We start from the raw sequence: 13,620 nt of genomic DNA on the forward strand, positions 1-13,620 counted from the left end.
TCCCATTGGAGACCCCATGACCCGTAGCGACCTGACTGTCGAACGCGTGCGCCATCCCCTGAAGATGCGCATCCTGACCGTGGCCCGCGTCGAGCGCATCGCCGGCCTGCTGGCCCGCGTGACCTTTACCGGCGAAGACCTGCGCGACTTCGTGTCCGCGTCCTTCGACGACCACGTGAAACTGTTTTTCCCCGCCGATCCGTCGCAACCGCTGCTGTTGCCCGAGGTCGGCCCCGATGGCATCAAGTTCCCCGACGGCGCGCCGCGCCCGGCCGCGCGCGACTACACCCCACGCCGCTATGACGCCGCGCGCGAAGAGCTGGATATCGACTTCGTGCTGCACGGCGACGGCCCGGCCTCGACCTGGGCGGAGCAGGCCGAGGCCGGCCAGCGCCTGGGCATCGGCGGCCCGCGCGGTTCGTTCGTGGTGCCCAAGGGGTTTGACTGGCACGTGCTGATCGGCGACGAGACCGCGCTGCCCGCCATCGCCCGCCGCCTGGAAGAATTGCCCGCGACCGCGCAGGCGCTGGTGCTGGTAGAAGTGCCGGGCGCCGCCAACGAGATCCCGCTGCCGACCCAGGCGCGGGCCACGGTGCGCTGGCTGCATCGCGACGGCACCGCGGCCGGCTACAGCACGCGGTTGCTGGAAGCCGCGCGCGAACTGGCGCTGCCTCCCGGCGAGGGCTACACCTGGATCGCGGCCGAATCGGCCGTGGCCAAGGCGGTGCGCGAAATCATGGTGGCGCAGCACGGCGTCGACAAGAGCCGCATCCGCGCCGCCAGCTACTGGAAGCGTGGCGCCATCGCCGTGCACGAGTCGCACGACGATTGACGTTGCGGGGTTGAGGCCGCGGGTTGAAGCCGCGGGTTGCAGCCGCGAGCGCGCCTACCCCTGCGCCAGCGCCAGCAGGTTGGCCACGCGTCCGCCGGGGGCATCGTCGCGCACCACCAGGCCCAGCACCGCGCGCGGCCAGTCCAGCGCGAAGGGGCGGTAGACCACGCCGTCCGGGCGCAGGTGGCGCAGCGACGCGGGCACGATCGCCACGCCCATGCCCGCCGCCACCAGGTTCACCGCCGATGACAGCTGCGGCGCGCGCTGGCCGGGCAGCGGGTTCAGGCCATGCTGGCGGCACGCCGCCATGATGTCGGCGCTCAGGCCATAGCCGGACTTGCGCGAATACTGGATAAAGCGCTCCTGCGCCAGGTCGGCCGGCGCCAGCCGCTTGCGCCGCGCCAGCGCGTGGCCCAGCGGCAGCGCCACCACCAGCGGCTCTTCCGTCAACTGCGTGAAACGCAGGCCGCCGTCCATCGCGAACGGCGGCCGCACGAAGGCCGCGTCGATCTGGCCATCGCGCAGGCGCGCCACCAGCGTTTCGCTGTCGTCCTGCGACAGCGTCATTTCCACATCGGGGTATTGCTGCCGGTAGAGCCGGATCAATTCGGTCACGACCGGATGGAACGACGCCGATTCGGTGAAGCCCAACGACAGTTCGCCGACCTCGCCGCGCGCGGCCCGGCGCGCCGTCTGCACCGCGTCCTGGGCGCGCTGCAGGATGTCCTGCGCGCAGGCCAGGAAGGCGCGGCCGGCGTCATTCAGACTGACGCCGCGGCCACGGCGGTCGAACAGCGGCGTGCCGACTTCCTCTTCCAGCTGGCGGATCTGCTGCGACAGCGGCGGCTGCGCCATGCCCAGCTGTTCGGCCGCGCGGGTGAAGTGCTGGGCCTCGGCCGTGGCCACGAAATAGCGCAGGTGGCGCAGTTCCATATTGGTATCCAGAAAGTACCGATTATCAATTTTCCATATATTGGACATTCTAGTGTGGCGCAACGATGATGCGGACATCCCCTCTTCGTTTCCAAAGGAATGCGCATGGCTTCGACTCCCACTCCCGGCGCGCTGCTGCGCCGCCATCTGGCCCAGGACATCGTGGTGGCGCCCGGCGCCTACGACGGCATGTCGGCCCGGCTGGTGGCCGCGGCCGGCTTCAACGCCGTCTACGCCAGCGGCGGCGCCATCGCGCGCGCGGCCGGCTACCCCGACATCGGGCTGCTCAGCTTCACCGAGGTCATGGACCGGGTCGAGAAGATCGTCGACGCCAGCGGCCTGCCGGTCGTGGCCGACGCCGACACCGGTTTCGGCGGCTCGGCCAACGTCGAGCGCACGGTGCGCATCATGGAACGGGCCGGCGTCGCGGCCTTCCACATCGAGGACCAGTCGTTTCCCAAGCGCTGCGGCCACCTGGACGACAAGAGCCTGGTGGATGCCGAGGAAATGTGCCGCAAGGTCCACATCGCGCGCCAGACGCTGGCCGATGCCGACACGCTGGTGATCGCGCGCACCGACGCCATCGCGGTGGAGGGCTTCGACGCCGCCATCGCGCGCGCCGAGCGCTATGTGAAGGCCGGCGCCGACATGGTGTTCGTCGAGGCGCCGGAAACGCTGGAGCAGATCCGCGCCATCGCCGACCGGCTGCCGGGCCTGAAGCTGATCAACATGTTCTATGGCGGCAAGACGCCGCTGGTGCCGCTGCCCGACCTGGTCGCCATGGGCTATCGCCTGGCGATCATTCCGTCGGATCTGCAGCGCGCCGCCATCCACGCCATGCAGGCCACGCTGGCGGCGATCCGCGAAACCGGCGACAGCAGCGCGCTGGCCGACCGCCTGACCAGCTTCAAGGAACGCGAAGAGATCGTGCAGACCCGCCGCTATCTGGCGCTGGACGCGCAGTAGCAAGGGTTGCCGCGAACGGACCCAACGCAGGCGGGACGCGCGCCGGCTCGAGCCGGCGCGCGCGGCCTTACTGGCGGCAGCGCTGCGGCATCGACAGCGGCCACAGGCGCTGGTTGTAGCTGCCGTAGAGCGTGCGGATGCCGCATTCCAGGGTGACGCGCGCCACCATCGTGCCGCGTTCGTCCAGGATCATCGAGAACTCCCGCGTCGACACCACGGCGCGCTGGTTGGCGTAGGCCGAGGCCCACAGGTAGACCGGCGCGACCGCCAGCCGGCCCTGGCCGTCGGCATAGCCGTAGCCATCGCCGACCAGCGCCGGCGCCAGGCCATCGTGGCGCGGGCCGAGGTAGTCGAAGGTCGGTCCGCCCGCGACGCCCTTTTCATTGACCGCGCGCATGCTGCCGTTGGGCAGCACGATGGCCGCCTGGCCTTCCGAGAACGAGGTCGCGGTGCCCGGCAGCGTCAGGCGGGTCTTGCCGGTGGCGTCGGCGTAGAGGGTGATCGGCTTGCCCTGGGCGTCCGCGCCGGAACGCAGCAGCCAGGCCGATCCTGTCGGCCAGTACCAGTCTCCGGCCGGCAGGCTGGCCACGGTCTTGCCCTGTTCGTCGATCAGGCGGGCGCCGTCGTCGCCGCTCAGCAGCGCGCGCGCCGGCTTGCCCTGGAACGAGGTGCCGGCCACCGCGCCCGGCGCGATCTGCCAGCGGCCCTGGCCGTCCACGTAGCCGTGGCGGTCGGCGCGGCGGATGGCGAGCCAGGTGCCCATGGGGGTGTAGCTGGCGTCCTGCAGGTCGAGCGCGTCGGAGGCATCGGGCGCGACGATCCAGCGGTTCTTCTCGCTGTAGGCCAGGTAGGCGCCGCTGCCATCGCGCGAGACGTCCAGCGCCGGCTGGAAGCTGGTCAGGATGCGCCCGTCGCGATTGAACAGCGCCGCGGGGCGGCGGTAGTCGTCTTCCTGCGAGCCCGCCTGGTACATCAGCCACAGCTTGTCGCTGACGTAGCGGGCGTCGTTGTGGCGCGGCGGCACGATCCATTTGCCCTGCGCGTCGATCACGCCGACCTTGTCCTTGCCCAGCGAGGCGGCCGCGCGGCCGTCGTGGAACGCGCCGATGTACTGGAAGGCCGGGGCTGACACTTCCTTGCCGGCGACGAAGTCGTACAGGCCCCACGGATCGCCCTCGGCCGCGGTCTTCAGGTAGCGCACCAGTCCCGGCGCGACGACCTCGGCCTCGAAGTAGTCGGGCAGCGCGTAGGTCTTGCCGGCGCGGTCGATGAGGCGCGTCTCGCCCTTGGCGTAGATCAGCGCGTAGCCGTGTCGGAAGGCGCCGATGTGTTGTTGCGCCGGCAGGTCCATGGGCTTGCCGCGGCCGTCGAGCAACTGCATGCCCGCTTCGGTCTGCGCGGCGAAGCGCAACTGGTCGGCGGTGAGGGATTCGGCGGCGGAGACGTCGTCCTGCGTGTCGCTGTCGCGCGGGCCGTCCAGCGCCACGACCTCGTCCCAGTCCTTTTGCGTGGCGACGCTGCCATCGGCCAGCAGCAGGCCGGCGCCGCCTTCCGTGCAGTGGCAATAGCCTTGCCCGAGCAGGCCGAGCGGGCCATCGACCACGTCCAGCGGCATGTCGCGCAGTTGCGAGCCTTGCGCCGCCTCGACCGCCTCGGGTTGCAGCACCGCGCGGCCGTCGGCGTCGATGGCGTTGAGCAGCTGGCCGTCCTGGCTGGACAGCCACAGCTTGCCCTGGCGCACCGCCAGCCGGCCGGCCTGCGCCAGCCACGGCGGCGCGCTGTCGCCCTGCAGCCAGGCGCCCTTGGGCGTCAGCAGGCCGGCGACATTGCCGGCCTTGTCGCGGAACAGCAGATAGCCGCCTTCGTTCTGGTCGGGCTTGATGTCGCGGCTGCCCAGCGTCAGCGCGTCGGGGCGTCCGGGCACATAGGCCTTGAGCGTGTCGCCCGAGGCGTAGACCAGCGTGTTGTCGTAGATGTCCGAGGCGTTCGCTTCCTCGTTGGTGAGCGTGGCGATCTGCTGGCCGTTCGCGTCCAGCAATGCATAGCCCCTGGTCGGCAGCTGCGCGCTCCAGAACGCCTTGCCCACGCGGCCCAGGCGCTGGTAGCGCTTGCCTTCGCCGATCAGCGCGCCCTTGTCGTCGATCAAAACCACTTCATCGTCGCCGATGCCGAGCGCCAGCGGGTCGTCCTTCTGCCGCGTGATATCGCTGAACTTGGGCTCCACCCGCCAGTTCCAGTCGGCGTCGAGCAGGCCGTACATGCCATGGCTGTCGATGCCGACGAACAGGTCCTTGCCGTAGCCCGACACCACCCGCAGGCCGTCCTTGGCGTAGCGGCGTTCGCCGTCGGCCGAGCGGTATTCCTCGCGGTAGGTGACGGACAATTGCGCCGGCCGGCCTTCGCGCAGGCTGACGTGCTCGACGCTGGCGTCGAGCGCGTCGCCCACGGCCTTGCCGGCGCGGTCGATCAGCTGGTGCTGGCCGTCCAGCGTCACCACCGCCAGCCCGGCCTCGACGAAGTCGCCCGCGCTGTCGTAGCGCGGCGGCACCGCCATCTTGCCCTTGCCGTCGATATAGCCCCACTTGCCTTTCCAGCGCACCGCGGCCAGGCCATGGTGGAAGTTGCCGACGCGCTCGAACTGCGGATTGACCACGAGCTTGCCGTTGCCGTCGATGAATCCCCAGGCGTGCCGCCGCAGCGACTTGTCGGTCGGCACGCGGTCGATTTCCTCGAGCGAGGACGGTAGCAGCACCGCGGCGCGGTTGTCCGACAGCGGGCCGATGCAACCGACGGGGCCGTCGTAGGCCTGCAGGTCGCGGCTGGTCGTGGCCGGATCCATCAGGCCATCGACGCAGGGGATGCCGTCCTGGCGATACTGCGCATGGACGGACAGGGACAGGCCGAGCGCGGCGACGGCGCAGGCGATACGGGTGGCGTGAAACGCGCGTGTGCTCATGATTGTTCTGCTTTGGCGGATTCGGGGACGGGCGCGTCTTCGGCCTCGGTGGCCTCGGGGCAGGTCAGCTTTTCGCGTGGCCAGGTCACGCGTTCCTGCGCGTCCAGCACGATGACCTGGCCGCACAGCAGGCCGAACATCGCGGTGGTCTTGCCGCGGGTGTCGATGAATTCCAGCAGGCGATCGCGGCGCACCAGCGCGCGGCCCTCCTTGAAGTCGCTGGCCCAGCCGAACTCGGGCGGGATCACGTAGCGGCCGGTCAGGTCGATGTAGCCGAGCAGCTTGCCGCTGCGCTGGTCGCGCCGCGCCAGCGCCAGGCCGTCGCGCAGCGGACCGAGCCGGTTGAAGTAGGGCCCGACGACGCGCTTGCCGGCGGCATTGACGAAGCCGTAGCGGTCGCCGCTGCCGCGGTAGGCCACGACGCCCTCGCCGGCGGTGCGCTCCTCGACGCTGAATTCGCCCTTGAATCGGGTGATCTCGCGGCCCTGCAGGTCGGTCATGACGCTTTCCGCCGAGTCGCGGTCGCGGAAGATCACCCGCTGCATCGACGCCAGCGGCGTGCCGTCGCCGCGCTTCTCGAGCAGGGCCTTGCCGTTCTGGTCCATCAGGCGGTAGCGCTGGCCGTCGTAGACGCGCGCCAGGCCCTCGGGCTGCACGAAGAACGGATTGAACTCGCCATAGCCGGCGGAGACCTTCAGATTGCCGCGCGCGTCGATGGCGCCGTTGCGCGAGCGGTATTGCACGTAGATCCAGTCGCCGAACTGCTCCTTGCGGTCGGGCACGCCGTCGAACAGGCGGGTCATGCCGCCGTCGGCGTCGAACAGCAGCGTGGCGCCGTCCTTGCCCTGGCCCAGATAGCGGCCCTGCTTCAGGTCCTGCGGCTTTTCGTGCAGCACCACGCTGCGCTTGCCGGTGCGCAGGTTGATCAGGCGGTAGTCGTCGCTGTAGCCCGAGTCATCCTTGCTTTTCGGCTCGCGCACCAGCAGGTAGCCGTTGCCCAGGTAATCGAGCGCGTAGCTGCCGGCATAAGTCGCGGGCACGATCCACTTGCCGTGGCGGTCGATGACGCCCCAGCGCTCGCCGTCCTGCGCCTTGGCCCAGTCGTCCTGGAAGTCGTCGATGCGCTCGAGCGTGGGCGCCACGGCGGCGCTGGCGCTGCGGATGTTCCACAGGCCCCAGCGGCGGTTGCGGCGCTCGTCCAGCTTGTAGAAGTAGAGCAGGTCGCCGTCGATCTTCTCGCCGTTGACCTCGACATACGCAGGCAGCTTTTGCGGGTTGCCGTGGGTGTCGATCAGCACCGCCTCGTCGCGGCTCATGGCCGGCGTGCGGGCCCAGCTGTAGGCGCCCTTGAAGCCGCCGATGCCGGCGTAGGTGGGCGGCAGGATCCAGTTGCCCTCGGCGTCGATGGCGCCCACCGTGCCCTTGCGCGTCTTCACCAGCAACGGCGCGGCGGCGCCGTAGTTATTCATGTCGTCCCAATCGGGATTGATGACGATCTTGCCCGAGCGCGTCAGGATGCCGGTGGGCTGCTGGTAGTCGTTGGGCCGCAGCAGGGCCAGCGGCAACTGCTCGGCGCCGGGCGCCGCGTCGCGCGATCGGCCGCCGGCGTTTCGCGGGGAGAAAGGCAGCACGCGGTACTGGCCCAGGCGTTCGACGGTGTCGCTGTCCAGCAGCGGCGTGCCGTCGGCGCGGTAGATCTGCCTGAGCGTGGCTTCGCTGTCGGTGCCCGGCACCTGGACGGCGGTGCCGGTTTCCGTGGCGGCGGCCGTGGCGCTATCGGCCGCGGCATCGGCGGCGGCCGGCGCCGCATTGTCGGCGGTCTCCGCGACCGCGGCGGCCTCGACGGCCGGCCCGGCGGCGTCGGCGGTCATCGGCACCGGCGCGGCGTCCGTGAGGGCGGGCGACATCGGCGGCGGCGGATCCGCCGGTCCGGCCTGTGCCTCGGCCTGCGCCTCGGCCTGCGCCTCGGCCTGCGCCTCGGCCTGCGCCTCGGCCTGCGCCTCGGCCTGCGCCTCGGCCTGCGCCTCGGCCTGCGCCTCGGCCTGCGCCTCGGCCTGCGCCTCGGCCTGCGCCTCGGCCTGCGCCTCGGCCTGCGCCTCGGCCTGCGCCTCGGCCTGCGCCTCGGCCTGCGCCTCGGCCTGCGCCTCGGCCTGCGCCTCGGCCTGCGCCTCGGCCTGCGCCTCGGCCTGCGCCTCGGCCTGCGCCTCGGCCTGCGCCTCGGCCTGCGCCTCGGCCTGCGCCTCGGCCTGCGCCTCGGCCTGCGCCGCGGCGTCGGCAGGGTCCGTCTCGTCGGCCGGCTTGGCCGCGTCGCTGGCGAAGGCGTCGTTCGGACCGTGCCCATACAGCCAGGCCAGGCCGTCGCTGACGGTGACACGGCCAAAGGCGGCCGGCGTCACCAGCACGTTGCCGCCGGGGGCGACCATCACGACGGCGTCGACGTCGGACAGCACCTTCCAGTCGCCGCTTTCCTCCACGCCCACGTAGGGGTTGGTGAACGTGCGCATCGGCCGCAAGTCCGCGTCCAGCAGCACGTACTGCGCCTTGTCACGCGGCTTGGCCAGCCACAGGCCGGCGGCGGGTTGCGCCACGCTTTCATAGCGCTCCCTGGACAAGGGCGAGCCGTCGGGGCGCACGAATGCCCAGGCGTTCTGGCGGTACACGGCCAGTGTGTCGCCGTCGCGCAGCGGCGGCTGCTCCGAGCGCAGCACGTCGGGCGCGATGGCCCATTTGCCGTTGGCGTCGAGCAGGCCCCACAGGCCGCCATAACGCGAACTGCGCCGCTGCGCCGGCAGGTAGCCGGCGACGGGCCGGTTCAGCATCATCACGTCGCCGGGCAGCGTCATGGCGCGGCCGGTCGCGGTATTGAACAGCCGCGGCGCCTGCGGCACCTCCATCGCCGCCAGCTTCTGGCCCGGCTCGAAGCCCCACGAGCGGGTGCCCAGCTCGAAGGTCTTGACGATCTGGCCCTGGCGATTGACGAGCACGTCGCGCTCGTCCTCCTCGACCAGCGCGGTGCCTTCCGCGTTGAAGCCCGAGGCGCGCGTGAAGCGCGGCTTGATGACCCATTCGCCGCGCTTGTCGATGAAACCCCACAGCCCGTTTTGCTGCACCGCGGCCAGGCCGTTCTGGAACGACTCCGCTTCCTGGAAGGCGGGCGTGATGACCATCCGGGCCTGCTTGTCGATGTAGCCCCAGGTGCCGGCCGTGTCGTCCGCCTTGCCGGTCAGCACGGCGGCCAGGCCCTCGGCGTAGTCGCGGTTGCAGGACACGTCCGGGGTGATCGCATAGGTGCGGCCGACGCAGTCGCGTTGCCAGTCGGCGAATTCGTCTTCGGCGTGGACGGGGCTGGCCCACAGGCCGGCCAGCGCCACGGCCAGCGCCAGCGGCCGCAGCATGACGGCGCGCCTCATGACGCGGCCCGCGCGGTGACGGACGAAGGGGCAATCAAGGGGATCGAGCGAAGCCGGACGTGCCGCATGGTGGTGATGCCTGCCAAAGGGGAACGAAGGCAGCACTGTAACCAGCAGTAGCAAGCAAAGAAGCGATAAATGTAACGATAGAAAACGAACCGTTAACAGCGCGCCGGCAGGCGTCTCAATCGTCGAGCCACGCGCCCTGCTGGCGCATGCGCGAACGCAGCAGCGACCGCGCCCGCGACAGGCGGCTGCGCACCGTGCCGATCGGCAGATCCAGCCGCGCCGCGGCTTCCTCGTACGACATGCCGTCGGCGCAGATCATCACCAGCACGTCGCCCAGGTCGGGCGGCAGGGCGGCCAGCGACCGGTCCAGGATGCGCAGCGTCTGCATCAGCTCGGTGCGGGCGGCCGGGTCCGAGCGGCGGTCATGTTCCTCGACCAGGGCGTCCTCGCTCACGAACGCATAGCGTCGTTCGGGAGCGCGCGACAGGTGGTTGCGGATGAGGTTGCGGGCGATGCCGAACAGCCAGGTCGACGGCTTGCTCTCGCCGCGGAAGCGCTCGTAGCACGACGACATCTCGACGAAGGCCTGCTGCGTGATCTCGTCCGCGTCGGAGCTGTTGCCCACCTGGCGCAGCACGAAGCGGCGCAGGCGTTCGGATTCGTCCCGCACCAGCTGGCTGACCGGATCGGCCAGCGGGGAGGACGGGAGGGCGGCGGACGGACAGGAAGCAGGGGGCATGGTGGCGGTGCAGCGGGTCGTGGACGGGGACGCCCGCAGCGCCGGGGCAGGCGCCTGGCGCGGGCGCGCACGTGCCAGGCGCGATCCGGAGCGGGCCGCGCGGGGAGGTGGCGTGGGGAGTGCGGTGCAGCCCCGCGATCTCCCATGGCCCTGTCGGAAAGAGAAAGCGGATGCTGCGAAACCAGTCTACGTTTGGAAGATTCGGTAGCAAATACGGCGCGTGCCGTATTTTGGCCAGCGCCGTGGGGCGGCGCTCAGGCAGGCGCCGCCTGGATCAGGCGCCGGGCAGGCGTCGCCCGGATCAGGCGCTGGGCAGGCCCAGCCGCACCGCGTAGGCCACCAGTTCGGCGGTGCTGTGCAGCGCGAGCTTGCGCATCAGGTTCTCGCGATGCTTGCGCGCCGTCAGCGGGCTGATGTGCAGGGCCGCGCCGATCTGCGCGGCGGTGGCGCCCTGCGCGGCCAGCGCCAGCACCTGCTGCTCGCGCCGCGTCAGGGTCTCGGCCGGCGCCGGCGCATGGGTGGGCCGCGGCTGGGCCGGGCGGCCGGCCTGGCCGTCGTGCAATCGCTGGATCGCGGCCATCAGCTCGCGCGAGTTGCCGGTCTTGGCCAGGTATTCGTCGGCGCCGGCGTCGAGGATCGCCTGGCGGCTGCGGGCGTCGGTATTGGCGGTCAGCACCATGATGTGCAGGGCGGGATGGCGTTCGCGCAGCGCGCGCACCCAGCCCGAACCCGCCACGCCGGGCATGCCCAGGTCCAGCACCAGTACGTCGGCGCCGTGCGCGGCCAGCAGCGCTTGCACCTGTTCGCCGGTGGCCGCTTCGTCGATCGAGCCGATCATCGCGCCCGCCTGGCTCAGCACCATCTTCAGGCCCTCGCGCACGATGCCATGGTCATCGGCCAGCAGGACGCGCAGCAGGGGGGGCGGGGAGGTCGGGGTCATGAAGGCGGTAAGGGCGCCGCGGCTTGTGTCAGAATGAGGCACCATTATAGGGACCGATCCAGGCGCATGACCGCCCCTGCCGCGCTATCCCCGCCCCATCCGCCGGGCACCGCCGTCACGCACGCGGGCCCCGTCGCCGACGCCGTCGCGACCGAGCTGGCCACGCTGCTCTACAAGCAATCCTATGGCGTCCTGTTCGCCAATTTCGCCGTCGCGTTGCCGGTGCTGTACGTCATGCGCGAGGCCGCGCCCGCCGGGGTGCTGGCGGCGTGGATCGGCGCCGTGTATCTACTGACGCTGGCGCGCGTGATCGTCTGCCGCCGGTTCCTGCGGCGTGCGGCCGGACCGGTGCGGCCCTGGGTGCGCGGCTTCTGCCTGCTGTCCTGGACCTCGGGTCTGCTATGGGGGCTGGCGGGGCTGCTGGCGGTGGTGTCGGGGCAGGACCTGCTGCTGGCGTTCGGTTGCGTGATGCTGGCCGGCATGTGCAGCGGCGCGGTGCCGTCGCTGTCGGCCTATCCGCCCGCCTACGTGGGATCGGCGTTGGGCATGGTGGCGCCGTTCATCGCCGCCTGCCTGGTGGCGGCCGACGGGCTGCACCTGGTGTACGCGGCCTTCGGCGTCTGCCTGCTGGCGGTGAACCTGTACTTCAGCGCGGTCACCTATCGCAGCCTCAAGACCACCGTGGCGCTGCGCTTCGAGAACAGCGCCCTGATACGCAGCCTGGAACACGAACGCGACCGCGTGGCCGCGGCCGACCGCGCCAAGACCCGCTTCCTGGCGGCGGCCGGGCACGACCTGCGCCAGCCGGTGCACGCGCTCGGCATGTTCACCGACATCCTGGCCAGCCGCGCCGAGCAGGGCAGCGTCACGCCGCAGGACGCCCTGCATGTCGCACGGCGCCAGCAGGGCGTGCTCGACGGGCTGAACCGTCTGCTGGACGGCCTGCTGGACGTGTCGCGCCTGGACGCGCACCTGGTGCGCCTGGAGCGCCGCGCCGTCGCGCTCGACGCCCTGTTCGACGACATCCGGCTGGACTATGAGCCGCAGGCGCGGGCGCGGGGCCTGCGCCTCGTGGTGGCGCCGACCTCGCTGGCGCTGCAGACCGATCCGGCATTGCTGCGCCGCATCCTCGACAACCTGCTGGGCAATGCCCTGTCGTACACGCCCGCCGGCTGGGTGCTGCTGTCGGCGCGCGGGCGGCGCGGCGGCGTGCTGATCCAGGTCTGGGACACCGGCGTGGGCATCGCGCCCGAACTGCGGGAAACCGTTTTCACCGAGTTCACGCGCGGCGCCGGCGGCCCGGCCGCGTCGCCGGGCAACGAGGGGCTGGGCCTGGGGCTGGCCATCGTGCGCCGCTTGACGGACCTGCTGCATGGCGACATCTCGCTGCGCTCGGTGACCGGCAAGGGTTCGGTGTTCTCGCTGTGGCTGCCGGTTGGCATTCCCGGCGCGCATGCAGCCGGCGAAAAATAATCAGTTGAAGCGCGGCCCAGGCGCCCCTGTAATAGCGTCATCCATCCATCCGCACGGGATCGACGTCCCACGCCCGAGGTTCGCCATGTCCGTCGCCGCATCGTCCGTCGCTTCTTCGCCCGGCCCCGCCGCCCCGTCACGCAACCTGTGGCTCATGGTGCTGGCGGGCGGCATCGTCATGGGCCTGGCGCTGGGCGTGCGCCACGTGCAGGGCCTGTTCCTGCTGCCGGTCACCATGGACCGGGGCTGGTCGCGCGAAACCTTCGCCATGGCGCTGGCGGTGCAGAACCTGACCTGGGGCGTGGCGCAGCCGTTCACGGGCATGATCGCCGACCGCTTCGGCTCGGCCAAGGTCATCCTGGGCGGGCTGGTGTTCTACGCCTTGGGCCTGGCCGGCATGGCGCACGCCGCCACGCCCGCGGCCTTCATGTGGAGCGCCGGCATCTGCATCGGCATCGCGCTTTCCGGCACGGCATTCGCCGTCATCTACGGCGCGCTCAGCCGCCTGGTGCCGCCCGCGCGGCGCGGCTGGGCGCTGGGCGTGGCCGGCGCGGTCGGCGGGCTGGGACAGTTCACCATGGTGCCCGCGGCGCAGTGGCTGATCGGCGGTTCCGGCTGGGTCGGCGCGCTGCTGATCTTCGCGGCGGTGCTGGCGGTGGCCATGCCGCTGGCGTTGCCGCTGAAGGAAACCTCGCGGCGCGCGGCGGGCGCCGCTTCCGCGCCCGACCAGCCGCTGGGCGCGGCGATCCGCGAAGCCTTCGCGCAGCCCGGCTTCTGGCTGCTGAACCTGGGCTTCCTGGCCTGTGGCTTCCAGCTGGCCTTCATCGGCACGCACCTGCCGGCCTACCTGATGGACAAGGGCCTGCGGGCGGCGGACGCGGTTGCGGCGCTGGCCATCATCGCGCTCGCCAATGTCGCCGGCACCTATGTCTGCGGCATCCTGGGCGCGCACCATCGCCGCAAGTATCTGCTGGCCGGCATCTACCTGCTGCGCACCGCCGCGATGGCGCTGTTCTTCCTGCTGCCGCTGTCGCCCGCGTCGGTGTACGTGTTCGCGGCGGTCATGGGCTTCGTCTGGCTGGGCACGGTGCCGCTGACCAATGGGCTGATCTCGCAGGTGTTCGGCGTGCGCTACATCACCACGCTGTTCGGCTTCATCTTCTTCGGCCACCAGGTGGGGTCGTTCCTCGGCGTCTGGCTGGGCGGCGTGGTGTACGAGGCGACCCATTCGTACGACCTGATCTGGATCGGCGCGATGGCGCTGGGCGTGCTGGCGGCGGTGCTGCATTGGCCCATCGACGACCGCGAGCTGCCGCGCATCCGCGCCGCCGTCGCGGCGGGCTGACCGGCGCGGGACGCCAC

General features: G+C 71.1%; 8 protein-coding genes and 1 pseudogene. 4 read left to right on the forward strand and 5 right to left on the reverse strand.

From position 1 onward, the window contains the following. The first annotated feature begins 16 nt into the window (after window positions 1-16). Window positions 17-832, forward strand: a complete 816-nt coding sequence (locus I6I07_RS10005) for a siderophore-interacting protein (protein ID WP_006391615.1) — start codon at window positions 17-19, stop codon at window positions 830-832. A gap of 54 nt (window positions 833-886) precedes the next feature. Here I6I07_RS10005 and I6I07_RS10010 read toward each other — a convergent pair whose 3' ends face one another. Further along, complete coding sequence (locus tag I6I07_RS10010; protein ID WP_198486518.1) at window positions 887-1,765, reverse strand: LysR family transcriptional regulator; 879 nt, start codon at window positions 1,763-1,765, stop codon at window positions 887-889. 105 nt (window positions 1,766-1,870) lie between these two features. Here I6I07_RS10010 and I6I07_RS10015 point away from each other — a divergent pair, with 105 nt between their 5' ends. Then, window positions 1,871-2,731: an isocitrate lyase/PEP mutase family protein gene (locus I6I07_RS10015; protein ID WP_198486519.1), complete on the forward strand. Its 861-nt coding sequence runs from the start codon at window positions 1,871-1,873 to the stop codon at window positions 2,729-2,731. Between the two features lie 67 nt (window positions 2,732-2,798). Here the strand turns inward: I6I07_RS10015 and I6I07_RS10020 are convergent, their stop codons facing one another. The 4 genes from I6I07_RS10020 to I6I07_RS10040 form a co-directional block, all read right to left on the reverse strand. Then, window positions 2,799-5,687: a WG repeat-containing protein gene (locus I6I07_RS10020; protein WP_198486520.1), complete on the reverse strand. Its 2,889-nt coding sequence runs from the start codon at window positions 5,685-5,687 to the stop codon at window positions 2,799-2,801. Next, window positions 5,684-9,097, reverse strand: coding sequence for a WG repeat-containing protein (locus tag I6I07_RS31665; protein ID WP_232626015.1), 3,414 nt, complete (start codon window positions 9,095-9,097; stop codon window positions 5,684-5,686). The genes I6I07_RS10020 and I6I07_RS31665 overlap by 4 nt, the downstream gene beginning before the upstream one ends. A 184-nt stretch (window positions 9,098-9,281) precedes the next feature. Then, window positions 9,282-9,845, reverse strand: a complete 564-nt coding sequence (locus I6I07_RS10035; protein WP_198486521.1) for an RNA polymerase sigma factor — start codon at window positions 9,843-9,845, stop codon at window positions 9,282-9,284. Between the two features lie 301 nt (window positions 9,846-10,146). Then, window positions 10,147-10,785 (reverse strand): response regulator, encoded by a 639-nt coding sequence (locus tag I6I07_RS10040; RefSeq protein ID WP_198486522.1) that lies wholly within the window; start codon window positions 10,783-10,785, stop codon window positions 10,147-10,149. Window positions 10,786-11,331: 546 nt separating this feature from the next. Here I6I07_RS10040 and I6I07_RS31900 point away from each other — a divergent pair. Continuing rightward, window positions 11,332-12,162: pseudogene (locus I6I07_RS31900) on the forward strand (sensor histidine kinase); the annotation flags it as partial. Between the two features lie 250 nt (window positions 12,163-12,412). Further along, complete coding sequence (locus I6I07_RS10050; protein WP_198487466.1) at window positions 12,413-13,603, forward strand: MFS transporter; 1,191 nt, start codon at window positions 12,413-12,415, stop codon at window positions 13,601-13,603. Window positions 13,604-13,620: the final 17 nt, after the last annotated feature.

The sequence above is a fragment of the Achromobacter deleyi genome, from assembly GCF_016127315.1.
GTDB lineage: Bacteria > Pseudomonadota > Gammaproteobacteria > Burkholderiales > Burkholderiaceae_B > Achromobacter > Achromobacter insuavis_A.